Annotated in this window: 26 protein-coding genes; 21 read left to right on the top strand and 5 right to left on the bottom strand. The window is 57.8% G+C overall.

What is annotated here, in order from left to right:
- Window positions 1-41 precede the first annotated feature (41 nt).
- From ACX3P5_RS12835 to mlaA, 8 genes are all read left to right on the top strand, one after another.
- Window positions 42-782 (top strand): heme ABC transporter permease, encoded by a 741-nt coding sequence (locus tag ACX3P5_RS12835; RefSeq protein ID WP_094121021.1) that lies wholly within the window; start codon window positions 42-44, stop codon window positions 780-782.
- Window positions 779-1,012: a heme exporter protein CcmD gene (gene ccmD, locus ACX3P5_RS12830; RefSeq protein WP_233987487.1), complete on the top strand. Its 234-nt coding sequence runs from the start codon at window positions 779-781 to the stop codon at window positions 1,010-1,012. The genes ACX3P5_RS12835 and ccmD overlap by 4 nt, the downstream gene beginning before the upstream one ends.
- A complete protein-coding gene (ccmE, locus tag ACX3P5_RS12825) occupies window positions 1,009-1,494 on the top strand; it encodes a cytochrome c maturation protein CcmE (protein ID WP_233987488.1) in 486 nt (161 codons plus the stop codon). Before ccmD ends, ccmE begins: the two co-directional genes overlap by 4 nt.
- Window positions 1,491-3,449: a heme lyase CcmF/NrfE family subunit gene (locus tag ACX3P5_RS12820; RefSeq protein ID WP_233987489.1), complete on the top strand. Its 1,959-nt coding sequence runs from the start codon at window positions 1,491-1,493 to the stop codon at window positions 3,447-3,449. Before ccmE ends, ACX3P5_RS12820 begins: the two co-directional genes overlap by 4 nt.
- Window positions 3,446-4,003: a DsbE family thiol:disulfide interchange protein gene (locus ACX3P5_RS12815; RefSeq protein ID WP_233987490.1), complete on the top strand. Its 558-nt coding sequence runs from the start codon at window positions 3,446-3,448 to the stop codon at window positions 4,001-4,003. The genes ACX3P5_RS12820 and ACX3P5_RS12815 overlap by 4 nt, the downstream gene beginning before the upstream one ends.
- A complete protein-coding gene (locus ACX3P5_RS12810; protein WP_458968804.1) occupies window positions 4,000-4,455 on the top strand; it encodes a cytochrome c-type biogenesis protein in 456 nt (151 codons plus the stop codon). The genes ACX3P5_RS12815 and ACX3P5_RS12810 overlap by 4 nt, the downstream gene beginning before the upstream one ends.
- Window positions 4,455-5,666 (top strand): c-type cytochrome biogenesis protein CcmI, encoded by a 1,212-nt coding sequence (gene ccmI / locus ACX3P5_RS12805; protein ID WP_233987492.1) that lies wholly within the window; start codon window positions 4,455-4,457, stop codon window positions 5,664-5,666. The genes ACX3P5_RS12810 and ccmI overlap by 1 nt, the downstream gene beginning before the upstream one ends.
- 144 nt (window positions 5,667-5,810) lie before the next feature.
- Entirely contained in the window at window positions 5,811-6,575 is a 765-nt protein-coding gene (mlaA, locus tag ACX3P5_RS12800) for a phospholipid-binding lipoprotein MlaA (protein ID WP_336755667.1), read from the top strand.
- Between the two features lie 75 nt (window positions 6,576-6,650).
- Here mlaA and fadL read toward each other — a convergent pair whose 3' ends face one another.
- Window positions 6,651-7,934 carry a long-chain fatty acid transporter FadL gene (fadL, locus tag ACX3P5_RS12795; protein WP_233987494.1) on the bottom strand — a complete coding sequence of 428 codons (1,284 nt, stop codon included), beginning with the start codon at window positions 7,932-7,934 and terminating at the stop codon, window positions 6,651-6,653.
- 358 nt (window positions 7,935-8,292) lie between these two features.
- Here fadL and ACX3P5_RS12790 point away from each other — a divergent pair, with 358 nt between their 5' ends.
- The 4 genes from ACX3P5_RS12790 (at window position 8,293) to sixA (ending at window position 12,865) form a co-directional block, all read left to right on the top strand.
- A complete protein-coding gene (locus ACX3P5_RS12790; protein ID WP_233987495.1) occupies window positions 8,293-8,589 on the top strand; it encodes a YfcZ/YiiS family protein in 297 nt (98 codons plus the stop codon).
- 162 nt (window positions 8,590-8,751) lie between these two features.
- A complete protein-coding gene (gene fadI, locus ACX3P5_RS12785) occupies window positions 8,752-10,062 on the top strand; it encodes an acetyl-CoA C-acyltransferase FadI (protein ID WP_458968803.1) in 1,311 nt (436 codons plus the stop codon).
- Complete coding sequence (gene fadJ, locus ACX3P5_RS12780) at window positions 10,062-12,158, top strand: fatty acid oxidation complex subunit alpha FadJ (RefSeq protein WP_458968802.1); 2,097 nt, start codon at window positions 10,062-10,064, stop codon at window positions 12,156-12,158. Before fadI ends, fadJ begins: the two co-directional genes overlap by 1 nt.
- A gap of 224 nt (window positions 12,159-12,382) precedes the next feature.
- Complete coding sequence (sixA, locus tag ACX3P5_RS12775) at window positions 12,383-12,865, top strand: phosphohistidine phosphatase SixA (RefSeq protein ID WP_233987497.1); 483 nt, start codon at window positions 12,383-12,385, stop codon at window positions 12,863-12,865.
- A gap of 31 nt (window positions 12,866-12,896) precedes the next feature.
- Here the strand turns inward: sixA and smrB are convergent, their stop codons facing one another.
- Complete coding sequence (smrB, locus tag ACX3P5_RS12770) at window positions 12,897-13,445, bottom strand: endonuclease SmrB (RefSeq protein WP_094121033.1); 549 nt, start codon at window positions 13,443-13,445, stop codon at window positions 12,897-12,899.
- Window positions 13,446-13,605: 160 nt separating this feature from the next.
- On the opposite strand from smrB, the gene prmB reads away from it, so the two are divergent.
- From prmB to ACX3P5_RS12740, 6 genes are read left to right on the top strand one after another with little or no spacing between them, the layout of a single operon-like run.
- Window positions 13,606-14,538, top strand: coding sequence for a 50S ribosomal protein L3 N(5)-glutamine methyltransferase (gene prmB, locus ACX3P5_RS12765; RefSeq protein WP_233987498.1), 933 nt, complete (start codon window positions 13,606-13,608; stop codon window positions 14,536-14,538).
- Between the two features lie 45 nt (window positions 14,539-14,583).
- Window positions 14,584-15,669, top strand: a complete 1,086-nt coding sequence (gene aroC / locus ACX3P5_RS12760; protein ID WP_233987499.1) for a chorismate synthase — start codon at window positions 14,584-14,586, stop codon at window positions 15,667-15,669.
- Window positions 15,670-15,673: 4 nt separating this feature from the next.
- Window positions 15,674-16,498 carry a penicillin-insensitive murein endopeptidase gene (gene mepA / locus ACX3P5_RS12755; RefSeq protein ID WP_458968801.1) on the top strand — a complete coding sequence of 275 codons (825 nt, stop codon included), beginning with the start codon at window positions 15,674-15,676 and terminating at the stop codon, window positions 16,496-16,498.
- A gap of 8 nt (window positions 16,499-16,506) precedes the next feature.
- Window positions 16,507-17,310 carry a sulfite exporter TauE/SafE family protein gene (locus ACX3P5_RS12750; protein ID WP_336755663.1) on the top strand — a complete coding sequence of 268 codons (804 nt, stop codon included), beginning with the start codon at window positions 16,507-16,509 and terminating at the stop codon, window positions 17,308-17,310.
- Window positions 17,311-17,326: 16 nt separating this feature from the next.
- Window positions 17,327-17,872, top strand: coding sequence for an elongation factor P hydroxylase (locus tag ACX3P5_RS12745; RefSeq protein WP_233987502.1), 546 nt, complete (start codon window positions 17,327-17,329; stop codon window positions 17,870-17,872).
- A gap of 32 nt (window positions 17,873-17,904) precedes the next feature.
- Complete coding sequence (locus tag ACX3P5_RS12740; RefSeq protein ID WP_003854283.1) at window positions 17,905-18,189, top strand: YfcL family protein; 285 nt, start codon at window positions 17,905-17,907, stop codon at window positions 18,187-18,189.
- A gap of 34 nt (window positions 18,190-18,223) precedes the next feature.
- Here ACX3P5_RS12740 and mnmC read toward each other — a convergent pair whose 3' ends face one another.
- The gene (mnmC, locus tag ACX3P5_RS12735; RefSeq protein WP_458968800.1) at window positions 18,224-20,230 is read right to left on the bottom strand and encodes a bifunctional tRNA (5-methylaminomethyl-2-thiouridine)(34)-methyltransferase MnmD/FAD-dependent 5-carboxymethylaminomethyl-2-thiouridine(34) oxidoreductase MnmC; all 2,007 of its coding nucleotides are present in this window, start codon (window positions 20,228-20,230) and stop codon (window positions 18,224-18,226) included.
- 154 nt (window positions 20,231-20,384) lie between these two features.
- Between mnmC and fabB the strand changes: the two genes are divergently transcribed.
- The 3 genes from fabB to ACX3P5_RS12720 all read left to right on the top strand — a co-directional run bounded on the left by fabB (window position 20,385) and on the right by ACX3P5_RS12720 (window position 22,326).
- Window positions 20,385-21,605 carry a beta-ketoacyl-ACP synthase I gene (gene fabB, locus ACX3P5_RS12730; RefSeq protein WP_094119745.1) on the top strand — a complete coding sequence of 407 codons (1,221 nt, stop codon included), beginning with the start codon at window positions 20,385-20,387 and terminating at the stop codon, window positions 21,603-21,605.
- Between the two features lie 175 nt (window positions 21,606-21,780).
- Window positions 21,781-22,005, top strand: a complete 225-nt coding sequence (locus tag ACX3P5_RS12725; protein ID WP_458968799.1) for a hypothetical protein — start codon at window positions 21,781-21,783, stop codon at window positions 22,003-22,005.
- Between the two features lie 21 nt (window positions 22,006-22,026).
- Window positions 22,027-22,326, top strand: coding sequence for a hypothetical protein (locus ACX3P5_RS12720; protein ID WP_458968798.1), 300 nt, complete (start codon window positions 22,027-22,029; stop codon window positions 22,324-22,326).
- Window positions 22,327-22,376: 50 nt separating this feature from the next.
- Here ACX3P5_RS12720 and ACX3P5_RS12715 read toward each other — a convergent pair whose 3' ends face one another.
- Window positions 22,377-22,961, bottom strand: a complete 585-nt coding sequence (locus tag ACX3P5_RS12715; protein ID WP_233987505.1) for a hypothetical protein — start codon at window positions 22,959-22,961, stop codon at window positions 22,377-22,379.
- Window positions 22,962-23,142: 181 nt separating this feature from the next.
- Complete coding sequence (gene pdxR, locus ACX3P5_RS12710) at window positions 23,143-24,561, bottom strand: MocR-like pyridoxine biosynthesis transcription factor PdxR (protein ID WP_458968797.1); 1,419 nt, start codon at window positions 24,559-24,561, stop codon at window positions 23,143-23,145.
- Window positions 24,562-24,565 lie beyond the last annotated feature (4 nt).

Raw genomic sequence — 24,565 nt, 5'->3', positions numbered from 1 at the left:
CAGCGCCCAATAACTATTAACCGTAAATGTGAGCACTTGCTATGTGGAAAGCGTTACATCAGCTGGCTAAACCCGACCGGCTCTACCAACTCTCTGGTCGTCTGGTGCCCTGGTTCGCCGTGACCGGCCTGGCAGCGCTGCTGTTGGGTTGGATCTGGGGATTTGGTTACGCACCGGCTGATTATCAGCAGGGCGACAGTTTCCGCATTATCTATATCCACGTTCCGGCCGCCATGTGGTCGATGGGCATCTACGCGTCAATGGCCATCGCGGCATTTTGCGGGCTGGTGTGGCAGCTGAAGATGGCCGACCTGGTCTCTGCGGCAATGGCGCCGGTGGGCGCGGTGTTTACCTTTATCGCGCTGGTTACGGGCTCGGCGTGGGGGAAACCGATGTGGGGCACCTGGTGGATCTGGGATGCGCGCCTCACCTCTGAGCTGGTGCTGCTGTTCCTCTATATGGGTGTTATTGCGCTCTACCACGCCTTTGACGATCGTCGCACCGCCGGACGTGCCGCCGGTATCCTGATTCTGGTGGGTGTGGTGAATCTGCCGATCATTCACTACTCGGTTCAGTGGTGGAACACTCTGCATCAGGGCTCCTCCGGCATACTGCAACAGGCGATCGCGCCGGTGATGCGTACGCCGCTGCGCTGGGCGATTCTCGGTTATCTGCTGCTGTTTATCACCCTGACCCTGATGCGGTTACGTAATCTGATTTTATTAACCGAACGCCATCGCCCCTGGGCCATCAGCGTAGCGAATAAGGGAGAGAAAGCATGACGCCGGCCTTTTCCTCGTGGCACGCCTTCTTCGTCATGGGCGGTTACGCCTTCTATGTCTGGCTGGCGGTCGCCTGCACCCTGATCCCGCTGATCGGTCTGGTCATACACACCCTGCTGACACGCCGTCGTCTGCTGGCGCAGATTCGCCAGCGTGAGGCGCGCGAACGCCGCATCCGCACTGCGAAGAGTAAACAAGCCGCTGCTGATGCGGCAGGAGAAAGCCTGTGAATATCCGTCGACGTAATCGTCTGTATGCCGTGCTGGCGATTCTGATCGGCCTCAGCCTGGCTACCGCGCTGGTGATGTATGCGCTGCGCTCGAACATCGACCTGTTTTATACCCCGAGTGAAATTCTCTACGGCAAAGGCGAGGCGCATGAGATACCGGAGCCGGGTCAACGGTTGCGGGTTGGTGGCATGGTGATGCCGGGCAGCGTCAAACGCGATCCCAACACGCTGGCCGTCTCATTCAAACTTTACGATGCCAATGGCGTCGTCAGCGTCAGTTTTGAAGGGATTTTGCCGGATCTGTTCCGCGAAGGGCAGGGCGTGGTGGCTCAAGGGGTGCTGGAGTCGGGCAACCGGATTACTGCCAAAGAGGTGCTGGCGAAGCACGATGAAAAATATACGCCGCCGGAGATTGAAGACGCGATGAAGAAAAATCACAACGGCCCGCAGTCGCTGTATCAGCCAGGAAAACAGTCATCATGATGCCGGAAATCGGAACCTTTCTGCTCTGTCTGGCACTGGGTATTTCGCTGCTGCTCAGCACCTATCCGCTGTGGGGCGCAGTGCGCCAGGATGCGCGCCTGATGGCAATGGCGCGTCCGCTGGCCGCTGGCCTGTTTGTGCTGATTGCCGCGGCATTTTTGCTGCTGGTCTGGGCGTTCATCGCCAACGATTTTACCGTCAGCTACGTCGCCACCAACTCCAACAGCCTGCTGCCGGTCTATTACCGCATCGCTGCCACCTGGGGCGCTCATGAAGGTTCACTGCTGCTGTGGGTGCTGCTGCTCAGTAGCTGGACGGTGGCGGTGGCGATCTTCAGTCGCGGCATGCCTCAGGATGCGCTGGCCCGCGTGCTGGCGGTGATGGGAATGATCAACCTCGGTTTCCTGCTGTTTATCCTGCTGACCTCCAATCCGTTCAGCCGGACCTTGCCCGACTTCCCGATTGATGGTCACGACCTGAATCCGATGCTGCAGGATATCGGCCTGATCTTCCATCCGCCGCTGCTCTATATGGGTTATGTCGGTTTCTCGGTGGCGTTCGCGTTTGCTATTGCCTCCTTAATGGCCGGACGGCTTGATACCGCCTGGGCGCGCTGGTCGCGTCCCTGGACTACCGCGGCCTGGGTATTTCTCACCATTGGTATCGTGCTCGGTTCAGCCTGGGCCTATTACGAACTCGGCTGGGGCGGCTGGTGGTTCTGGGACCCGGTGGAAAATGCCTCGTTTATGCCGTGGCTGGCGGGCACGGCGTTAATGCACTCGCTGGCGGTCACCGAAAAGCGCGGCACCTTTAAGGCCTGGACGGTGTTGCTGGCCATTACCGCGTTCTCGCTCAGCCTGCTCGGCACCTTCCTGGTTCGTTCCGGTGTGCTGGTTTCGGTTCACTCTTTTGCGTCCGATCCGGCGCGCGGCATGTTTATCCTCGCCTTCCTGGTGATTGTGATTGGCAGCTCGCTGCTGCTGTATGCGATTAAGGGCGGACAGGTACGGAGCCGGGTACAAAATGAAACCTGGTCACGCGAATCTTTCCTGCTCAGCAACAACGTACTGCTGATTGCCGCCATGCTGGTGGTGCTGCTCGGCACGCTGCTGCCGCTGGTGCATAAGCAGCTGGGACTGGGCAGCATCTCGGTGGGCGAGCCATTCTTCAACACCATGTTCAGCTGGCTGATGGCGCCGTTTGCCTTGCTGCTGGGGATCGGGCCGCTGGTGCGCTGGCGTCGTGACCAGCCACAAAAGCTGGCGAAACGGCTGGCGCTGGCGCTGATCGTGACGCTGGCGGGCTCAATCCTGATCCCCTGGTGGTTGCAGGATCGTATTGCTGCCATGACCGTGGTCGGTCTGCTGATGTCGCTGTGGATCATTGTGCTGACGCTGCTGGAACTGCATGAGCGCGCCACTCATCGGCACCGCTTCTTTAGCGGACTGCGCCATCTTTCGCGCAGCCACTGGGGCATGGTGCTGGGCCATCTTGGCGTCGGCGTCACAGTGATTGGCATCGCCTTCAGCACCCAGTACAGCGTCGAACGCGATGTGCGCATGAAGGCGGGTGACAGTGTGGACATTCACCACTATCACTTTGTTTTTCGCGGCGTCCAGAACCTGCAGGGTCCGAACTACAGCGGTGGCGCGGGCCTGATTGAAGTCACGCGCAACGGTAAACCGGAAGCGATGCTGCAGGCTGAAAAGCGTTTCTACACCGCCGCGCGCACCATGATGACCGAGGCGGCGATTGACGGCGGCTTCAGTCGAGATCTCTACGCGGCGTTAGGCGAAGAGCTGGATGATGGTGGCTGGGCCGTGCGGATCTATTACAAACCCTTTGTGCGCTGGATCTGGTTCGGCGGCCTGTTAATGGCGCTGGGTGGCCTGTTCTGCCTGTGCGATCCCCGTTATCGCGCCCGCAAAAAAGCGACACCTGAGGAGCTGGCATGAATAAGAAAATCCTGTTTATTCCGCTGGTGCTGTTTCTGCTGCTGGCGGCGGCGCTGCTGTGGCAGCTGTCACGCAATGCCGAGGGCGACGATCCGACCCGGCTGGAGTCGGCACTGATCGGCAAACCGGTGCCGCTGTTCCGGCTGGAAGCGCTGGACCAGCCGGGTAAAGTTTACGATCAGCAGGTGCTGACCGACGGCAAGCCGATTCTGCTGAACGTCTGGGCCACCTGGTGCCCGACCTGCCGCGCTGAACATCACTACCTGAATAGCCTGGCGGAGCAGGGCATTCGGGTGGTGGGACTGAACTACAAAGACGATCGTAACAAAGCGGTCAGCTGGCTGAATACGCTGGGTAACCCCTATGCGCTCAGCCTGTATGACGGCAACGGCATGCTCGGGCTGGATCTGGGGGTTTACGGCGCGCCGGAAACCTTCCTGATCGATGGCAAAGGCATCATACGCTATCGCCATGCCGGCGATCTGAATGAGCGCGTCTGGCAGCAGGAAGTGAAGCCGTTGTGGATCAAATACAGTAAGGAGGCCGGAGCATGAGGCGTCTGTTACTGCTGGCCTGCGGTCTGCTGTTCAGCTTCAGCCTGTGGGCCACTATCGATACCCTGCAGTTCGATTCGGTAGCGCAGGAAGAACAGTACCGCGATCTGACCGCTTCGCTGCGCTGTCCGAAATGCCAGAACAACAGCATCGCCGACTCAAACGCGATGATTGCGGCGGATATGCGTCTCAAGGTCTATCAGCTGATGAAGCAGGGCCAGGATCGCCAGCAAATCATCGATTACATGGTGGCGCGCTACGGCAACTTCGTCACTTACCAGCCGCCCGTGACGCCATCAACGCTGATTTTGTGGGCCGGACCGGCGCTGTTCGTGCTGCTGGGTGGCGCAGTTATCGTGCTGCGCAGTCGCCAGCGCAAAACCCGCAGTGAGCTGGACGAAGATGAACAACAGCGTCTTGATGCGCTATTCAAGTCAGACAGGAAGCCGTAATGAGTGCATTTTGGATCACCCTTTTACTGTTATTACTGGCGGCCTGTGCTCTGTTCCTGGCCGCGGGCTGGCGGCAACGTCAGACCAGCGCGGGCGATCGCGATCGTCTCAATCAGCGCTTCTATCATCAGCGGCTGAGCGAGCTGGCGCAGGACGAAGAGCAGGGCGTGGTGGCGGAGCGGCCGGTGATGGAGCGGGAACTGCAACAGACGCTGCTGGCCGATATCCCGCCCGCCACTGCGCTGCAGCCGCACAGCAGCAGCCGCTGGATATTAGTGCCGGGACTGATTCTGCTACTGGTGGTGTCGCTGGGGACTTATCTGAAAGTCGGCGGTCTGACGCAGCTGATCGGCTGGAAGCAGGTAGAGCAAGCGTATCCTGACCTGCGGGCGCGGTTAATGGACCCGGCAGCCAAACCGCTGAGTATGGAAGAGCTGGCACGGTTGCAGCTTGGGCTGCGCAGCGCACTGCAGTCGGAACCGGATAATCTTAACGACTGGACCATGCTGGGCCGGCTCGGCATGGTGCTGAATAACGCCAGCGTTGCCAGCCAGGCGTTTGAACGGGCCCTGCAGTTAGCGCCCAATGATACCGGGCTGAAGCAGGATTACGCCGAAGTGCTGACCCGCTCCAGCGATCCGCAGGATAACCGCCAGGCGGCGCTGCTGCTGCACGAATTGCTTAAAGCTGATGGTCACAACCTGCGTACTCTGGGTCTGCTGGCGTTCAATGCCTTTGAGCAACAGCAGTACGATCAGGCTATTGATGCCTGGCAAACGCTGCTGACGCTGTTACCGGCCAGTGATGAGCGGCGCGCCATGATTGCCCGCAGCATTGAACAGGCTAAAACCGCCGCCGGGCAGCAGAGCAGCCAGCTGGCGCTGACTATCAGCCTGACGCCGCAGGCAGAAAAAATGTTACCGCAAGGCGGAGTGTTGTATATTTCTGTGTCTGATGGTGTCTCGCCGGTGCCGGTAGCCGTGAAGCGCATGCCGCTCAGCCACTTCCCGTTATCGCTGACGCTGGATGACAGCAATGCCATGATGCCGGATCGCCTGCTGTCGGCGCAGCATCAGATCCAGGTCCGGGCGCGAATTTCGCGCGACGGCAGCGCCAACCCCCGGACGGGGGACTGGTCGGGTCTGAGTGCGATCACGCCCTGGGATGGTCATCAGCAGATAGCAGTAGAAATTAATCAACAGCAGCCCTGAGCGCGTGACCGATCACGTTCAGGCGGACCCCGTGGCAACCCCGGCTGACGTGAAGTTAGCTATGCTGATGGGATATGCAGGTTCGTTACCGGGCTGCCGCCTGAAAATGGGCAGACCTTTTTTCATCCGCACAGGGAGAATGGAATGAATTATCGCCTGACCAGCCTGGCTGTCGCCAGCCTCCTTCTGGTAGGTTGTGCCAGTTCGAAGCCAGCGAATGACGAACCCGCTCAGCGCAGCGATCCGTTCGAAGGCTTCAACCGCACGATGTTTAACTTTAACTACAACGTGCTGGACCCCTATGTGCTGCGCCCGGTGGCAGTGGCCTGGCGCGATTATGTGCCGGTACCGGCCCGTACCGGACTGAGTAATTTCCTCGGCAACCTTGAAGAGCCCGCCAGCATGGTTAACGCCATTCTGATCGGCAACGGACGGGATGCGGGCATTCACTTCACCCGCTTCTTCCTGAACAGCGTGCTGGGCCTGGGCGGCTTCATTGACGTGGCCGGTAAAGCCAATCCGGAGCTGGCGCGTGAAGAGCCGCACCGTTTCGGTACCACGCTGGGGCACTATGGCGTCGGATATGGTCCCTACGTAGAACTGCCGGCTTACGGCAGCTTTACCCTCCGTCAGGATGGCGGCGGTTACGTCGATACCCTCTATCCGGTTCTGGGCTGGCTGACCTGGCCGATGTCGATTGGTAAATGGACGCTGGAAGGTATTGAGACGCGGGCGCAACTGCTTGACTCGGATGCGATCCTGAAACAGCAAAGCGATCCCTACGCCTTTATCCGCAACGCCTATTTCCAGCGTCACGATTTCCTGGCGCGCGGCGGCAAGCTCAAGCCGGAAGAGAACCCGAACGCGGCAGCGATTCAGGACGATCTGCAGGATATCGACGCGCAGTAACTTTTCGCCAGCATCGGTTTCTGCCAGTAAAAAGGGCGACTCATTTGAGTCGCCCTTGTTGTTTGCCTTTGCGCATCAGAACTTATAGTTAAAGTTCGCGCCATACAGCCAGGCCTTACCTTCGGAATTAAAGGTATAAGGACCTTCTTTGACCGTTACGTTCTGACCATGCATATAAGAGATACCGACATCGACTGAGGCGTGATCGTCGAAGGCATAGGAGGTACCGGCGCTGAGCCACAGGCGATCCTGATCCGGGATCGAGATTGAGCGCTTATCGGCCGGAACCGGGCTGTCATCAAAGGCGATACCGGTACGGAAGGTCCAGTTCTGGTCATAGAAGTAGGTCGTCCCCAATGCAATACGCCAGGCATCGCGGTAACTCTCATCTTTATAGAACAGGGTCTGGCCGTTAGAACCGGTCGCCTTCAGCTCCTGGAACTGGCTCCAGCTGGTATAGGCCATGCTGTAGTGTACCGCCCACTGCGGTGCCACTTTGTGCCAGCCTGACACTTCCCACATTTCCGGCAGGTTAAGCGTCAGTGCGCCAGGAATGGTTGAACCGTTGGTGCCGAAAGGGATGCCTGACTGCTGCGGATTGTTAACCGCGTTCAGGGCGGAAGGGAGATTACTTTTGTAATCACCATCAAAATCGACTTTTACTTCCGAGCGATAGGTAAAGCCGAAACGGTTATTTTCATCCACTTCATACAGGATGCCGGCGTTCCAGCCGTAGCCCCACTCATCGCCTTTCAGATGGGCGACCTGGGTATCGGCCGGAATACGTAATGCCGCGCCTGATTCACCGGCATAACGCTCGATTTTGGCTTTGGCATAGACGGCATCAAATCCCACCCCAACACTGAAATGTTCATTCAGCCGGTAAGCGGTGCTGAGATTAAAGTTCCCGGTCATCAGGTCCGTTTTACCGCCATAGCCACCGGCGGTGTAACCATTATTAAACTCTGTTGCTAAGCCATAATTGGAGGTGGCAGAAGCACCGATCCACCATTGATCGTTAATCGGCTGAACGTAATGAATATTCGGCACCCACTGATTCGGGGCGATATTATCGGCATCGAGGCTACGACCGCTCTGACTGCGACCGCTGATATTGACATCCGGATCGATATAGACCGCGCCAATAGAGAATGCCGGACGATCCATTAATGCCATCGTTGCCGGGTTACGGCTGGCGGATGCGGCGGTATCGCCCATTGCGCCTTCGCCTGAATATGCGCGACCTAAACCAATCGAAGAAAATTCATTTAACTGAAACCCAGCTGCGTAAACGTGTGAAGAGACAAGTGCCACTGCAGCCGCCACGGCTGACTTTGCAAACAGGTTTTTATGGTTCATGACCACAACCTCATGTGAATTATTATTTAACGTTATTACGTCGCGTAACAAGGGACGGCGGATTGTAGGGACTGATGTAAATCGTACATATCAGACCAGTGCGGAGAGTATAGGTCCGACCTGTGTGCATGTTGCAATATTGTTTTTAAAATATTTCAGGATTGATCGCTTAAAATTCGATCTGCGTAACAAAACTGAGCTGGCGCAGCACAGCATAACCAGTCCAGTTTGTTCTGGATCAAATTTTATTGTGATATTCGTCACTTAGCTACCGCTTCGTGGCGCATCTTTAGCCGAAGAGGTAAAATCTGGTGCATAAAATTGCTTATCCCACCAGACCTATCGTCAGGAGAAAATAATGACTGATGCCATTAAAAAATGCAGTGCGACGGAAACCGCTGCCTGCTGTTGTGTTGATGTTGGCACGGTAATGGATAATACCGATTGCACCGCCAGCTGGTCGGAGTGGTTTGCCCAGCGCACTGAGGCGGAAGCCAAACTGGCCAGTCTGACCGAACGTGCCCGCCAGGTAGAGTCCGATCCCTGTCTGATTGAGGCGCGCTTCAGCGAGGTGGATCAGGGCGTCCAGCTTGATATCGATTTCACCTTCTGCTGCCAGGCAGAAACCCTGATTTTCCAGCTCGGTTTACGCTAACCCGCCCGACGCCGCGTTCAGCGCGGCGTTTTTCATTTTCGTGTTTCCCTTCGCACTTTTTCCCTTTCGATATTGGCGACTCACCCGCTTGTGGTTAACACTGGGATCAGGTCAGACCTCTTCAGGCAATGACGCCACGGTCCCGAGTCACAGGTGAGAACAATGAGCAAAGCGCAGCCGCTGCTGACGCGCGATGGCGAACGCATCGCGATTACCCACGGGTTACGTACCCCTTTTCTGCGCCAGGCGACCGGCTTCCACGGCATTCCGGCGGTGGAACTGGGCCGGATGGTGGTCAGCGAATTGATGGCGCGCAGTGAACTGCCGGTGGAAGTGATTGATCAACTGGTGTTTGGTCAGGTGGTGCAGATGCCGGAAGCGCCAAACATTGCGCGCGAAATCGTCCTGAGTAGCGGCCTGAGCGTTCATACCGACGCCTACAGCGTCAGCCGCGCCTGCGCCACCAGTTTTCAGGCGGTGGCTAACGTTTGCGAAAGCCTGATGGCGGGAACTATCTCTGCCGGCATCGCCGGCGGCGCGGATTCGTCATCAGTGCTGCCGATTGGCGTCAGCAAAAGCCTGGCGCGGGCGCTGGTCGATCTCAATAAAGCCCGCAGCCTGCAGCAAAAACTGCAGATTCTGCGCCGCCTGCGTCCGCGCGATCTGCTGCCGGTACCGCCTGCGGTGGCCGAGTATTCAACCGGACTGCGAATGGGCGATACCGCCGAGCAGATGGCTAAAAGCCACGGCATCAGCCGCGAGGCGCAGGATGCGCTGGCGCTGCGATCTCATCAGCATGCCGCTAAAGCCTGGCAATCGGGCGTGCTGCAACAGGAAGTGATGGCGGCGATGGTGCCACCGTGGAAAAAACCGATCGACCAGGATAATAACGTGCGTATGGATGCAAAGGCGGAGGACTATGCCCGGCTGCGTCCGGCATTCGATCGCCAGCATGGCAGCGTCACCGCGGCCAACAGCACGCCTCTGACCGATGGCGCCGCCGCGGTCATTCTGATGCGCGAAGGGCGCGCGCGTGAGCTGGGCCTGCAACCGCTGGGCTATCTGCGCAGCTATGCTTTTACCGCCATCGGCGTACAGCAGGATATGTTGCTGGGTCCGGCGTACGCCTCACCGCTGGCGCTGGATCGTGCCGGCGTCACCCTGGCCGATCTGACCCTGATTGATATGCATGAAGCCTTCGCCGCCCAGACCCTGAGTAACCTGCAGCTGTTCCGTGACGAGCGCTTTGCCCGCGAGGTGCTTAATCGGCCACACGCGCTGGGCGAAGTGAATGAAGAGCGTTTTAACGTACTGGGCGGATCGATCGCCTACGGTCATCCTTTTGCCGCTACCGGTGCGCGGATGATCACCCAGACGCTGAACGAACTGCGGCGGCGCGGCGGCGGGTTAGGGCTGGTCACCGCGTGTGCGGCGGGTGGTCTGGGTGCGGCAATGGTTCTGGAGGCCGAATAATGGAACAGAGTGCTTTTCATTTACAGATGCGGCTGGATCACGTTGGCGTCATCACCATCGACGTGCCGGGCGAGAAGATGAACACCCTCAAAGCGGAATTTGCCGGACAGATCACCGCCATCATTGCCGAGGCGCGGCGCGACCCGCAACTGGCGGGGCTGGTGCTGATTTCGGGCAAAGCTGACAACTTTATAGCGGGTGCAGACATCAGCATGATCGATCGCTGCCAGAGTGCCGCAGAGGCTGAAGCGCTGGCGAAGCAGGGCCAGGAAGTGATGGCGGCGCTGGCCGCCTTGCCTTTCCCGGTGGTGGCGGCGATTCACGGTGCCTGCCTCGGCGGTGGGCTTGAGCTGGCGCTGGCCTGCGATGCACGCATCTGTTCTCTGGATGATAAAACCCGCCTCGGCCTGCCGGAAGTCCAGCTTGGCTTATTGCCCGGTTCAGGAGGCACGCAGCGATTGCCCCGTTTGATTGGCGTGCAGCAGGCGTTGCCGCTGATCCTGACCGGCAAAAGCCTGCGGGCGAAGCAGGCACGTAAACTGGGCATCGTTGATGATGCGGTGCCGCAGGCGATCTTGCTGGAAACGGCGATTGCCAGAGTGAAAAAGGGCAAGGTCAGCGGCCGCACGCTGCCGCTGCGCGATCGGCTGCTGCATGGACCGGTGGCGCGTCAGGCGCTGTTTGCGCTGGCAACCCGCCAGACCGCCGCTAAAACCCAGGGTAACTACCCGGCGGCGAAACGCATCATTGAGGTGGTGCGAGTCGGGCTGGAGCAGGGCAGCCGCGCGGGGCATGAGGCTGAAGCACGCGCCTTTGGTGAACTGGCAATGACGCCAGAATCGGTTGCGTTACGCGGTCTGTTCTTCGCAACCACCGCGATGAAAAAAGAGCCGGGCGGTGACGCCACGCCGCGTCCGGTGCGCAGCATCGGCATTCTCGGTGGCGGTCTGATGGGCGGCGGTATCGCCAGCGTCAGCGCGATCAACGCCGGGTTGCCGGTGCGGATAAAAGATATCAGCCTGGCGGGCGTCAACCATGCGCTGAAAACCAGCTGGGATTTGCTGAGCAAAAAGGTGAAACGCCGTCAGATCACGCCGGCTCAGCGTCAGCAGCAGATGGCCCGCATTACCGGCGGCATCGATTATCAGGGCTTCGCCCGCCGTGATGTGGTGATTGAAGCGGTATTTGAAGACCTGGCGCTCAAGCAGCAGATGGTGCGCGAGATTGAATCGCACTGTCAGCCGCAGACCATTTTTGCCTCTAATACCTCTTCCTTGCCGATTGAGGAGATCGCTGCCGGGGCGCAGCGGCCGGAAAATGTCATCGGGCTGCACTATTTCAGTCCGGTGGAGAAGATGCCGCTGGTGGAGGTGATTCCCCATCTGAATACCTCTGGCGAAACGCTGGTCACCACTGTGGCGCTGGCGCGCAGCCAGGGCAAAACGCCGATTGTGGTGGCGGATCAGCCCGGTTTTTACGTTAACCGGATTCTGGCGCCCTATATCAATGAGGCAATGCGTTGCCTGCTGGAAGGCGAACCGATTGAACATATCGATCGTGCGCTGGTGAAATTTGGTTTCCCGGTTGGCCCGCTGCAGTTGCTGGATGAGGTCGGGATTGATGTCGGCAGCAAAATTTCTCCGATTCTGCAGCAGGCCTACGGCGAGCGTTTTGCCGCGCCCACTGCGTTTGAGGCGGTACTGAAGGATGGGCGCAAGGGGCGTAAAAACCGCAAGGGCTTCTACCGCTACGATCAGCCACGCTGGCAGCGTAAAAAACCGGATGCGTCGCTTTACGCCTTGCTGAACATTACCCCACAGGCGCGGCAGAGCGAGGCACAGATAGCCGAACGCTGCGTGATGATGATGCTGAACGAAGCGGCGCGCTGTCTGGATGAGCAGGTGATTCGCTGCGCGCGCGATGGTGATATCGGCGCAGTTTTTGGCATCGGCTTTCCGCCCTTTCTCGGCGGTCCCTTTCATTATATGGAACAGCTGGGCGCGGCGGAGCGGGTCAACAGATTAACCCGGCTAATGCAGCAGCATGGCGATCGTTTCGCCCCCTGTGAGGCGCTGATCAAGGCCGCCGCAGAATAGACGAAATTTTACATTTCTGACTGAATCGGAATATCCACTCCGATTCAGCGGGTTAGAAAAGCGTCGCCAGAGTGTGCGCCGCAGCAGGAATCTGAGAAGTGCTTATTTAATAAACAACCGGTTGACTATACTGAAGCCATTAGGGTACAACACAGCGTTCACTCGCAGAGTGAAGAGTCAGGCGCGATGCGTCGGGCGATGTCGACAAACAACAGCGGTGCTTTATGCAAGTTTTTATCATGCGTCACGGCGATGCAGCTCTGGAAGCAGCAAGTGATTCGGTCAGGCCTTTAACCTTATGTGGCTGTGATGAATCACGCCAGATGGCTAACTGGCTTAACAGTCAGACGCCAGACATAGAATGTGTGCTGGTCAGTCCCTATCTGCGTGCGCAACAAACGCTCGCGACGGTACGTGAGGCATTCCCTCTGCCGGAAGGCCAGGAAGTCTTACCTGAATTAACGCCGGGCGGCGATCCGGGGCTGGTGGGCTGCTATCTGCAAACCCTGGCAAACGAAGGCGTGAAATCGGCGCTGGTGATTTCACATTTACCCCTGGTCGGGTATTTAGTGTCAGAACTCTGCCCGCAGGAAGCGCCGCCGATGTTCGCTACTTCGGCTATCGCCTGTGTGGAGTTTGATCCCGCCCGGAGCGAAGGCAAACTGCTGTGGCAGGTCAGTCCGCGCAAACTGGCAAAAGCGATTTAACGTCTGTGGGCCGAAACTTCGGCCCTTCCTCTCAGGGCAATTCAGGCGGTTGCCACTCCTCAATCTCTATCAGCACCAGTAGCGCGGCGTCTCCGCCAAACATTTTGGGTGCCTGATGAAAAGCCATCACCCACGGATGTTGCGCCAGCCACAGTGGCGTTTGCTGCTTCAGAATATGTTTCCCGTGGCCGGTCATCACGCTGGCGCAAAACAGATGCTCACGGCGACAGGCGGCGATCAGCGCACCCAGTTCCTGCTTGGCCTGCTGCTGAGTTAAGCCGTGCAGGTCGAGGAATATCTCTGGCGTATAGTCGCCGCGCCGCAGTTTCTTCAGTTCAAAATGGCTGACATCCGCGCGCACATAGCGCGTTGCGCCTTCGGTTGAGAGCAACGGCTGAAACTCATCCGAAAAATAGTGACTGTTGTCCGCCTGCTCCGAGAGCAGACGCTTTACCGGCACTTCACGGGTTTTCACCCGCGGTTTGTGCACAAAGGTATCCTGTTTTAGCTGACGCGTTCCGGTCATTAGCTGACGAAACAGCGCTTTATCATCCTGGCTCAAGGGCGTTTTTTTACTCATGGCGGGCCGGTCATATCAGAAAAGGCTGTCAGACAGCAGATGGCGATACCTTACCGTTAAGTGTCATTAAATGTCAGCTTTTTCACCTTGCTGCGCTGAATTCTCCCCGGCTTCATGGCACACTATCGGCCGATTTAGCAAATGGCCTGCGGAGGGCTACGTGGACAAAATTTTCGTCGATGAGGCAGTGAATGAGCTGCACACCATTCAGGACATGCTGCGCTGGGCGGTCAGCCGCTTTTCCGCTGCCGGAATCTGGTACGGGCACGGCACAGATAATCCCTGGGACGAAGCCGTTCAACTGGTCCTGCCATCCCTCTGGCTGCCGCTGGATATTCCGGAAGAGATGCGCAATGCGCGCCTGACCGCCAGCGAGCGTCATCTGATCGTCGAGCGGGTGATTCGCCGCGTCAATGAGCGCATTCCGGTCGCCTATCTGACCCACAAAGCCTGGTTCTGCGGCCACGAATTTTATGTTGATGAGCGGGTACTGGTGCCGCGTTCACCGATTGGTGAACTGATCGAGAATCGCTTTGCCGGTCTGATCGGCGAGAAACCGCGTCACATTCTGGATATGTGTACCGGCAGCGGCTGTATCGCCATCGCCTGCGCCTATGCCTTCCCGGAGGCGGAAGTTGACGCGGTCGATATCTCCACCGATGCGCTGGCCGTGGCTGAGCAAAATATTGAAGAGCATGGGCTGATGCAGCAGGTGACGCCGATTCGCGCCGATCTGTTCCGTGAGCTGCCGCCGCTGAAATATGATCTGATCGTCACCAATCCGCCTTATGTCGATGCGGAAGATATGGACGATCTGCCGGGCGAATATCACCACGAGCCGGAACTGGGGCTGGCAGCCGGCAGCGATGGCCTGAAGCTGGTGCGCCGCATTCTGGCCTGCGCGCCGCAGTATCTCAGCGAGCAGGGCGTGCTGATCTGTGAAGTCGGTAACAGCATGGTACACATGATGGAACAGTATCCCGATGTGCCGTTTACCTGGCTGGAGTTCGACAACGGCGGCGACGGCGTCTTTATGCTGACGCGCCAGCAGATTGTCGACGCACAACATCATTTCTCTTTTTACAAAGACTAAACGTGGGGCGAAGCCTCGCCCGCCAAACCGTAACAAGGAACCACAATGGCCGGAAACAGCATCGGACAATTTTTTCGAGTAACCACCTTTGGCGAGTCTCACGGTGTTGCGCTGGGCTGCATCGTTGATGGTGTGCCGCCAGGTATACCGCTGACGGAAGCCGATATTCAGCACGATCTCGATCGTCGTCGTCCGGGCACCTCGCGCTATACCACGCAGCGCCGCGAGCCGGATCAGGTGAAAATTTTGTCCGGTGTGTTTGACGGGGTCACCACCGGGACCTCCATTGGACTGCTGATTGAGAATACCGATCAGCGTTCGCAGGATTACGGCGCGATTAAAGATCTGTTCCGTCCGGGCCATGCCGACTACACCTACGAACAAAAATATGGTCAGCGTGACTACCGTGGCGGCGGCCGTTCATCGGCGCGCGAAACCGCGATGCGCGTGGCGGCCGGGGCGATTGCTAAAAAGTACCTGCAGATGAAGCATGGCGTGGTGGTGCGCGGCTATCTGGCGCAGATCGGGGATATCGCCTGCGAGCTGAAACAGTGGGAGATCGTTGAACAGAACCCATTCTTCTGCCCGGATGCTGACAAGCTGGATGCGCTGGACGAACTGATGCGCGGCCTGAAAAAAGAGGGCGACTCGATTGGCGCCAAAGTCACGGTGATGGCGGAAAACGTGCCGCCAGGCCTCGGCGAGCCGGTGTTTGACCGGCTGGATGCCGATCTGGCCCATGCGCTGATGAGCATCAACGCGGTGAAGGGCGTCGAGATTGGCGATGGCTTTGCGGTGGTCAATCAGCGCGGCAGCCAGCATCGTGATGAAATTCGCCGCACCGGTTTCCAGAGTAACCACGCGGGCGGCATTCTCGGCGGTATCAGCAGCGGTCAGACCATCAGCGCCAATATCGCAATGAAACCGACCTCCAGCATCACCGTGCCGGGCAAAACCATCACCCGCGACGGCGAAGAGGTGGAGATGATCACCAAAGGGCGTCACGATCCCTGTGTCGGGATCCGCGCCGTGCCGATCGCTGAAGCGATGATGGCGATCGTCCTGATGGATCATCTGCTGCGTCAGCGCGCGCAGAACGGTGACGTTAACAGCACCGTGCCGCGCTGGTGATTCGATGAAAACAGTTCTGCTCACGCTTAGCGCGCTGCTGTTCAGCGCCTCCAGCCTGGCGGCGACGCCGTGGCAACAAATTCAGCAGCCGATCAGCGGCGCGCCGCAGTCGATCGGCGGCTTTACCAACGGCTGTATTGTGGGGGCTCAGGCGCTGCCGCTCAATTCGCCGTATTATCAGGTGATGCGTCAGGATCAGCGGCGCTACTTTGGCCATCCTGACCTGATCCAGTTCATTCAGCGGCTCAGCACCCAGGTGCATAACCTGCAGCTGGGTAATGTACTGATTGGCGACATGGGCATGGCCGCGGGCGGGCGCTTCAGCAGCGGCCACGCCAGCCACCAGACCGGTCTTGATGTGGATATCTGGCTACAGTTGCCGAAAACCCGCTGGAGCGCGCAACAGTTACTGAAGCCGCAGCCGCTCGATCTGGTCGGGCCCGGCGATAAAAACGTCATTGCCCGTCACTGGCAACCGCAGATCGACAGCCTGATTAAGCTGGCGGCGAAAGACGATGAGGTCACGCGTATCTTCGTCAATCCGGCGATTAAAAAACAGCTCTGTGCCGATGCCGGTGCGGATCGCGACTGGCTGCGTAAAGTGCGTCCTTGGTTTGCCCACCGCGCCCATATGCATGTGCGTTTGCGCTGTCCGGCTGGCAGTATTGGCTGTGAAGATCAGCCTGCGCCACCGCCAGGTGATGGCTGTGGCGCAGAGCTGCAGAGCTGGTTCCTGCCGAAAAAACCGGGCACCGGTGCGCCAGTGAAACGCGAGCCGCCACCGTTACCGCCTGCCTGTCAGGCCCTGCTGGATAAGCATTTACTGTAAGGGATCACATGGATTGGTTCGTGATCAGCCCGTTGCTGGTTGGGCTGCTGTTCTTTGTTGCGATGCTGGCCGGTTTTATTGACTCCATCGCGGGCGGCGGCGGCCTGCTGACCGTGCCGTCGCTGCTGGCAGCCGGGCTGTCACCGGCGCAGGCGCTGGCGACCAACAAGCTGCAGTCGGTAGGCGGTTCGTTTTCCGCCAGCCTCTACTTTATCCGGCGCGGTGCGGTGAAGCTGAATGAGCAGTGGCTGAATATCGGCATGACGTTTCTCGGTTCGGTGCTGGGCGCGGTGCTGATTCAGCGCCTGCAGGCTGATTTTTTGCGCCAGATGTTACCGCTGTTTCTGATTGCGATCGGTTTGTGGTTTCTGCTGATGCCGCGCATTGGCGAAGAGGATCGCGCCCGTCGCCTGCACGGCATCGCTTATGCGCTGGTGGGCGGCGGCTGTATCGGCTTCTACGATGGCTTTTTCGGACCGGGCGCCGGCTCTTTTTATGCGCTGGCGTTTGTTACCCTGTGTGGCTACAACCTCGCCAAAGCGACCGCACACGCCAAGATTCTTAACTTCACCTCCAACTTCGGTAGCCTGCTGTTCTTTATGTTCGGCGGCAAAGTGGTGTGGGGAACCGGCCTGATCATGATGCTGGGCGCGTTTTGCGGGGCGCGGCTGGGCGCACGGCTGGTGCTGACCCGCGGGCAGCGGTTGATCCGGCCGATGGTGGTGATCGTCTCCGCCGTCATGAGCATTAAATTGCTATGGGACAGCCACGGCAGCGCCGTTCTGGCGTGGTTAGCCACGCTGCACCTTTAACACAGACAAGATAATAATGAGCACAACACACGATTACACACAGCTGATAACGCTGTTTGATCGCTGCTTTAGCGATGAATTTCAGACCCGTCTAATTAAAGGCGACGACGAACCGATCTATCTTCCGGCAGATGCAGAGTCGCCGTGGAACCGCGTGGTATTTGCCCACGGTTTTTATGCCAGTGCGCTGCATGAAATTTCTCACTGGTGCATTGCGGGTGAAGCCCGCCGCAAACTGGTCGATTTTGGCTACTGGTACTGCCCGGACGGCCGCGATGCGCTGACCCAGAGCCAGTTTGAAGCGGTTGAAGTGAAGCCACAGGCGCTTGAATGGATGTTTTGTGTTGCCGCAGGCTTTCCCTTCAACGTCAGTTGTGACAATCTCAACGGAGATTGTGAGCCGGATCGCATTGCGTTCCAGCGTAAAGTGCATGCTCAGGTCATGAGCTATCTGACGTCCGGTATTCCCGCTCGTCCCGCGCGTTTTATTGCCGCCCTGGCGGAATTTTATGGCAGGCCTTCATTAAGCGCATCGCAGTTTCCCTGGCCGGACGATCTGTGATGCAGCAAGGCATTATCAAAAGAGGAATTGAGATGATCGCAGAATTTGAAGCGCGTATTCTGGCCCTGATTGACGACATGGTTGAGCATGCCAGTGACGATGAGCTGTTTGCCAGCGGTTATCTGCGTGGACACCTCACGCTGGCGGTGGCTGAAGTCGAACAACTGGGCGAGCATACGCCGGAAGCGTTACAGATCCAGGTTTCCCGCAGTTTGCAAAATGCGATTGCTGCCGGTGAACTGTCGCCGCGCGATCAGGCATTAGTGGTCGGTATGTGGGACAACCTTTTTGTCCAGGCACGTCAGCTCTCCGCGTAACGGTGCCGGGCGGTTCGCCGCCCGCAACGCCCTGTCAGACCGGTTTTCCCTTCAGTAGTTTTCTTACCCAGTAACGATTCGGATTCAGCGCGGCCAGCGTGGCGGCATCGGCGGGTTGCGGCTCGCCCGTCAACTGTGCTGCCAGCACCTCAGCCGCCAGCGGTGCGCTGCATAAGCCGCGTGAACCGAGCGCGCCAAACAGATAGAGCCCGTTAAAGCCAGGCGCATCCGCAATCGTGTCGCCTGCTGCCTGCCGGGCCGGTAAATCGGCGTAGTCTGCCAGCGTGGCGGCATAATCGGGCACGCTGCCGACCATCGGGAGGTGGTCGCGGGTGGCGCAGCGCACGCCGTTACGCGCTTCGCCCGCGCTGATGTCTACCCTGTCGGTCCAGGGGTTATCGGGCAGGCACTGCTGCAGACGACTGTGGTTCTGCTGCTGATCGTCCTCCCGATAAGCTGTATCGGTATCGCCACGATGATAGCTGGCACCGATGCAGTGGGTGCCGAACTGCGGGCTGACCGGCGTCAGATACCCTTCGTAGCAGAGCACGGTCTGCAGTGCAGCCAGTTCCGGCGTCGAGGGAACGTGACTTACCTGGCCCGCCACCGGATAGATCGGCAGCGGCGCACTCTGGGTAAACTCGCTGATGGCGTGACCGTTCGCCAGCACCACCGTCTTATGGCGCACCGCCGGGCGATCGCTGAACGACAGCGTCCACTGTTCACCGTCATGCGCCAGCCCGGTCACCCGATGCAGCCAGTGAATCCGCAATCCCTGGGTTTCGCCGTGCGCCAGCATCGCCGTGGTCAGTTCGGCCGGTGACAGCCAGCCGCCCTGCGGATAGAAAATCCCGCCGCAGCCGAGCGTCACGCCCGCCAGCGCTTCCGCCTGTGCGGTATCAACCCCATAAGCCACATCGTCAGGTAATCCCATCGCCAGCATCTGTTCAATTTTTTTGCGGCTTTTCTCGTCCCAGCCGAGTTGTAACACGCCGCTCCAGCGATGTTCATACGGCAGCGACAGCCGATCGTAGAGACGACGGGCAAAGCTGAATGCCGCCGGAAAGAAGGTAGCGATAGCCGGATCGTGCTGATTAAGCAGCGGATAGAGTGCGCCCTGACGATTGCCGGAGGCGCCCAGCGCCGGCGCTTCATCAGCACAATAGAGCGTCACCCGCCAGCCGCGCCGCAGCAGCGCCAGCGCGAGACTGGCGCTGGCCACACCGCCGCCAATCAGCGCCGCTTCGCGCGACGAGCTGGCGGGACGGGCATACCACGGCTGGGCTGCGGGCCGCGGCGGGGCATCCTGCAGGCTGCCACACAGCATCTCGCGTTTGGGCCCGAAACCTTTGCGCCGGGTAACGCTGAAGCCAGCCTGCTGCAGTCCACGCCGTACGAAGCCAGCGGCGGTAAAGGTCGCAAAGGTGGCCTGCGGCCGCGCCAGCGCTGCCATCATGCTAAACAGCTCAGGCGTCCACATATCGGGATTTTTCGACGGCGCGAAGCCATCAAGAAACCAGGCGTCCACCTGACGATGCAGGCTGTCATCCAGCGTACTTATCAGCTGATTAATATCACCCAGCCACAGATCGAGCGTGATGCGCCCGCCATCGAACAGTAAACGCTGACAGCCGGGCAGGGCGACTGGCCACTGCGCCTGCAATTCGCTGGCCCACGGCGCCAGTTCGGGCCAGTGCTGATGCGCGGCGGTTAAATCGGCGCGCGTTAACGGAAACTTCTCAAAGCTGATGAAATGCAGACGTTTTAAAATCGCATCCGGCTGCTGACGCTGAAAGGCATCAAATGCCTGCCACAGCGTCAGAAAATTGAGGCCGGTGCCGAAACCGCTTTCCGCCACAATCAGTAACTCACGCGGATGCTGAGCGAAGCGCTGCGGTAACTGATTCCCCCCAAGGAAGACGTAGCGGGTCTCTTCCAGACCGTTATCATTGGAGAAATAGACGTCGCCAAACGCTCGGGAAACAGGTGTACCCTGTTCATTCCAGTTCAGCTGTGCATGTTCGACCGGGGTTAATTTCACGCTAAAGGCTCATTTTTCAGGCAGTGGCGCGATTTTAACGACCGACGTGACATGACGCAAATTTACAAAAGGAAATGGCTGATCGGACTTGTTCGGCGTACAAGTGTACGCTAGAGTGCTCGTCAATTAAGAAGAAGTGGATGAGGATTATTGAATGAAACGTGCTGTGATTACTGGCTTAGGGATCGTTTCCAGTATTGGTAATAACCAGCAAGAGGTGCTGGCATCTCTGCGTGAAGGCCGCTCTGGCATCACCTTTTCTGAAGAGATGAAAGATTCCGGCATGCGTAGTCACGTCTGGGGTAACGTAAAATTAGATACCACCGGCCTCATCGATCGCAAAGTCGTGCGTTTCATGAGTGATGCGTCCATCTATGCCTATCTTTCCATGGAAGAAGCAATTAAAGATTCTGGCCTGAGCGTGGAAGCGTATCAGAACAACCCACGTGTGGGTCTGATTGCCGGTTCAGGCGGCGGTTCACCGCGGTTCCAGGTGTTTGGTGCTGATGCAATGCGCAGCCCACGCGGCCTGAAAGCGGTTGGCCCGTATGTGGTCACCAAAGCGATGGCTTCTGGCGTTTCAGCCTGCCTCGCCACGCCGTTTAAAATTCACGGCGTAAACTACTCCATCAGTTCAGCCTGTGCCACTTCAGCACACTGTATCGGTAATGCGGTTGAGCAGATCCAGCTGGGCAAACAGGACATCGTGTTTGCTGGCGGCGGCGAAGAGCTGTGCTGGGAAATGGCCTGTGAGTTCGACGCTATGGGCGCGCTCTCTACCCGTTACAACGACACGCCAGAAAAAGCGTCACGCACCTATGACAATGAGCGCGACGGCTTTGTTATCGCCGGTGGCGGTGGCATGGTAGTGGTTGAAGAGCTGGAACATGCGCTGGCCCGCGGTGCGCATATCTATGCTGAAATCGTTGGTTACGGCGCGACTTCAGACGGCGCAGACATGGTAGCTCCGTCAGGTGAAGGCGCGGTTCGCTGCATGAAGATGGCGATGAACGGCGTTGATACCCCTATCGACTACCTCAACAGCCACGGCACCTCAACGCCAGTGGGTGATGTGAAAGAGCTGGGTGCGATTCGTGAAGTCTTTGGCGACAACACCCCGTACATCTCTGCCACCAAAGCCATGACCGGTCACTCACTGGGTGCGGCAGGCGTTCAGGAAGCGATCTACTCGCTGCTGATGCTGGAACACGGCTTTATTGCCCCAAGCATCAACATCAGCTCACTGGATGCGGCGGCTGAAGGCATGAATATCGTGACTCAGCCAATGGAAAAAGCGCTGACTACCGTGATGTCCAACAGCTTCGGCTTCGGTGGCACCAACGCCACCCTGACCATGCGTAAATATCAGGCATAATTGCTGAGCAATTTGACATAAGGCCGCATTGCGGCCTTTTTTTTTGCGTATTATTTCTTAACTACGCTCCGTTGTTGAAAAGTGATGGGTTTTTATTTATAAAACGCCGTCTGATAATTTCAAAGGCCGTTCTGGCCAGAAAATAAAAGCGATAATCTTAATCAAAGGAGCTGATATGCTTAAAAAATGGATGCTTGCCGCGGGGTTAGTTATAAATTTAACCGGGTGTTCTGTTGCGACCTATAGTCATAAACTTCAGGATGTGGAAACCGGCGACCGCGTTGGAATCACCTTCGATAACCGAAATCTGGATTACATTCGCGTTTATCCTGAAACCAAAACCTGTATCAATCTGGATGCCAAAGACAACGGGTATACCAACAATGCCATTGGTTTTTAGACGCAATTAAATAATAAGCTGATGGGCTTTCCTGAAATTCCGGAGACGCCAGAACTCCGTCGTGAGTTTTGGGTAAGCGCAAAAGATAATATAGCCATTCGCATGATCCAACCCAATGGCGCGTATGATACCGTCTCATTTCGGCCTAAAGTCGGTTCGTTTTATTACGTGACCGGGCTTTTCACGAGTCAGTATACGCCGCGCAGCCTCTCGGTGGTTGAGGTCTATAAAACGGATAAAGGATATTACGATCGCAAGCCGGTAGAGGATCTCAAACTGAAGAACTGTGAAGACGGCTCTTTCCGGTTACAGCATTTTTGATGGGGCAGGCGGGCCTCGCTGTCAGCAGCGAGGCCCGCAGGCAACCGGCTTCAGGTAATCTGCTTGCCGATGAAACGCTTGTCATACCATGCATCCAGGGTTTCCAGCATTTTTGCCGCTTCCTGGGCGGTAAAGCCGTAATAGCGCGTGCTTTTCGAAACATTGATCACCAGCATCGGTACTTCAGCTCGCGTATGCAAAAAATCAAAGTGGTAATCCACCTCGTTGTTTTCAAATAAATAGCCAACAATATTTCCTGCCGGGCGTTTCATCACGATATGTTTATTATCAGAGGCGTTGTTGTTTGCCCACGCTAAAAAGTCACGTATAGGTTTGGTTTGTGCCGCATAGTTATCGCGGGTGAAACCGAGGTAACTTACGTCGTCGTTGTGATTGATATGTTTTGACAGTGCAATTTTATTGTTGTCATCCGATATCTTAATGTCGAAATCCATCTTTTCCGCGCAGTCGGTGAATTTGGGTTTGTAGTTGCAGGCGGAAAGATTGCCAACGGTATACATTTCATAAAAACGGCCATTGGCATACTTATCAAACGTATCAAAAGCGGTGCAGGCGGATAATGTTGCTGCGCAAAGTAAAATTGCCGGAATAAAACAGGGCTTCAAGATATTCATCTCCGTTGAATTAAAACGGGATAATACAGCATCTCATTTCGCAGGAGAAGAATGGGAGGCGGAACGAATAGCGTAAAAAAATAAACGAGGCACAGACCTGAATAGAGCCGCAGGTTGGTTCTTCGCTATATTCCATTCAGACTGACCAAAACGGCGTGCGTCACTCCGGCGAAATGCGCGCTTAATTATCCCTGAATAACCTCGCCAGCTTTGTGCATCCCGCCACGATCTCATCCGGCGTCAGCGCCGCATAGCCCAGTATCCAGCCTTGCTGACGCGCCGGTCCGGCATAAAGCGGGCTAAGACGCGGCAGCAACAGGCCGATCTGCGCGGCCCGGGCGGTTAACTGCGCCTCATTCTGCGCTAACTTCACCGTTAGCTGTAATCCGCCGCCGCTGTCGATCGGGGTGAGCCACGGCGTCAGCCGCTGATTAATCTGCTCGATCAACTGCTCACGCCGGCTGCGATAGAGTTGACGCATCAGCCGCAAATGGCTGGCGAAATGGCCCTGTTGCAGAAAAGCCGCAGTAACGGCCTGTGGCAGCAGGGCGCTGTGACCATCCAGCACGCTGCGTGCCTGGCCCAGCGGTGCCACCAGCGCCGGCGGTACCACCATCCACGCCAGCCGCAGCGAGGGAAACAGTGATTTGGAGAAGGTGCCCAGCGTGATCAGCCGCTGATGGCGATCCAGTCCCTGCAGCGCAGGAATCGGACGTTCGTCGTAGTGAAATTCGCTGTCGTAATCGTCTTCGATCAGCCAGCTCTGGTTGCGCTGTGCCCAGTCCAGCCATGCCAGACGTCGCGGAAGGCTCAGCGTGATGCCGGTAGGATAATGATGCGATGGCGTCAGATACATGAGCTTTGCACTGCCGCTGGTGGGTAGGGCTCCTTCGGCATCGACCGCAATCCCGCGCAGCTGGGCGCCTGCAGCCAGAAAGGCATTGCGCGCACCGGGATAGCCCGGCTCCTCCATCCACACCTCATCACCAGGATCGACCAACATCATGGCAAGTAACTGCAGCGCCTGTTGTGAACTGGTCAGAATGATCACCTGTTCCGGCTGGCATGTCAGGCCTCGGGAGAGCGCCAGGTAATCTGCGATAGCGCTGCGTAACGGCAGATAGCCACAGGGATCGCCATATCCCATCGCGGCGCTGCCCAGTGAACGCTGCACGTTACTGCTCAGGCGTCGCCAGGTCTCATGAGGAAAAGCGCGTAACTCCGGTGAGCCGGCAGCAAACGCGTGCGGAAACGGCGGGTCCTGGCAGCCACCGGTTGCCAGCACCTGCTGACCGCGAGCCGAAAAATGAGCCGGCTGATGAATCGCAGACGGCGCTGACGGCGCGGGCATAGTAATCGCCACGAAGCTGCCGCGCCCGGTTTCACGCCGCAGATAGCCTTCACTCTCCAGCTGACCGTAAGCCGCCTCTACCGTAACGCGCGACAGGTTGAGATCGCGGGCCAGCTGGCGGGTTGAGGGCAACTGCTGGCCAGCGTGCAGATGATGACGGCTAATCGCCAGCCGCAGGGTGGTACACAGCCGTTCGCGCAGGCCGCCGGTGGCCTGATGCTGAAAAAGTTGCAACAGCGGTGAGCGCATAAGG

The organism is Pantoea sp. S-LA4 (assembly GCF_054482835.1).
Note: the sequence above shows the minus strand (reverse complement) of the source record. Positions and strands in the feature narration are given on the sequence as shown.

Bases quoted from the DNA above. Each gene is read 5' to 3' on its own strand.
- ACX3P5_RS12835 (WP_094121021.1), top strand. From the start codon at position 42: ATGTGGAAAGCGTTACATCAGCTGGCTAAACCCGACCGGCTCTACCAA.
- ccmD (WP_233987487.1), top strand. From the start codon at position 779: ATGACGCCGGCCTTTTCCTCGTGGCACGCCTTCTTCGTCATGGGCGGT.
- ACX3P5_RS12820 (WP_233987489.1), top strand. From the start codon at position 1,491: ATGATGCCGGAAATCGGAACCTTTCTGCTCTGTCTGGCACTGGGTATT.
- ACX3P5_RS12815 (WP_233987490.1), top strand. From the start codon at position 3,446: ATGAATAAGAAAATCCTGTTTATTCCGCTGGTGCTGTTTCTGCTGCTG.
- ACX3P5_RS12810 (WP_458968804.1), top strand. From the start codon at position 4,000: ATGAGGCGTCTGTTACTGCTGGCCTGCGGTCTGCTGTTCAGCTTCAGC.
- ccmI (WP_233987492.1), top strand. From the start codon at position 4,455: ATGAGTGCATTTTGGATCACCCTTTTACTGTTATTACTGGCGGCCTGT.
- mlaA (WP_336755667.1), top strand. From the start codon at position 5,811: ATGAATTATCGCCTGACCAGCCTGGCTGTCGCCAGCCTCCTTCTGGTA.
- fadL (WP_233987494.1), bottom strand. From the start codon at position 7,934: ATGAACCATAAAAACCTGTTTGCAAAGTCAGCCGTGGCGGCTGCAGTG.
- ACX3P5_RS12790 (WP_233987495.1), top strand. From the start codon at position 8,293: ATGACTGATGCCATTAAAAAATGCAGTGCGACGGAAACCGCTGCCTGC.
- fadI (WP_458968803.1), top strand. From the start codon at position 8,752: ATGAGCAAAGCGCAGCCGCTGCTGACGCGCGATGGCGAACGCATCGCG.
- fadJ (WP_458968802.1), top strand. From the start codon at position 10,062: ATGGAACAGAGTGCTTTTCATTTACAGATGCGGCTGGATCACGTTGGC.
- sixA (WP_233987497.1), top strand. From the start codon at position 12,383: ATGCAAGTTTTTATCATGCGTCACGGCGATGCAGCTCTGGAAGCAGCA.
- smrB (WP_094121033.1), bottom strand. From the start codon at position 13,445: ATGAGTAAAAAAACGCCCTTGAGCCAGGATGATAAAGCGCTGTTTCGT.
- aroC (WP_233987499.1), top strand. From the start codon at position 14,584: ATGGCCGGAAACAGCATCGGACAATTTTTTCGAGTAACCACCTTTGGC.
- mepA (WP_458968801.1), top strand. From the start codon at position 15,674: ATGAAAACAGTTCTGCTCACGCTTAGCGCGCTGCTGTTCAGCGCCTCC.
- ACX3P5_RS12750 (WP_336755663.1), top strand. From the start codon at position 16,507: ATGGATTGGTTCGTGATCAGCCCGTTGCTGGTTGGGCTGCTGTTCTTT.
- ACX3P5_RS12745 (WP_233987502.1), top strand. From the start codon at position 17,327: ATGAGCACAACACACGATTACACACAGCTGATAACGCTGTTTGATCGC.
- ACX3P5_RS12740 (WP_003854283.1), top strand. From the start codon at position 17,905: ATGATCGCAGAATTTGAAGCGCGTATTCTGGCCCTGATTGACGACATG.
- fabB (WP_094119745.1), top strand. From the start codon at position 20,385: ATGAAACGTGCTGTGATTACTGGCTTAGGGATCGTTTCCAGTATTGGT.
- ACX3P5_RS12725 (WP_458968799.1), top strand. From the start codon at position 21,781: ATGCTTAAAAAATGGATGCTTGCCGCGGGGTTAGTTATAAATTTAACC.
- ACX3P5_RS12720 (WP_458968798.1), top strand. From the start codon at position 22,027: ATGGGCTTTCCTGAAATTCCGGAGACGCCAGAACTCCGTCGTGAGTTT.
- ACX3P5_RS12715 (WP_233987505.1), bottom strand. From the start codon at position 22,961: ATGAATATCTTGAAGCCCTGTTTTATTCCGGCAATTTTACTTTGCGCA.
- pdxR (WP_458968797.1), bottom strand. From the start codon at position 24,561: ATGCGCTCACCGCTGTTGCAACTTTTTCAGCATCAGGCCACCGGCGGC.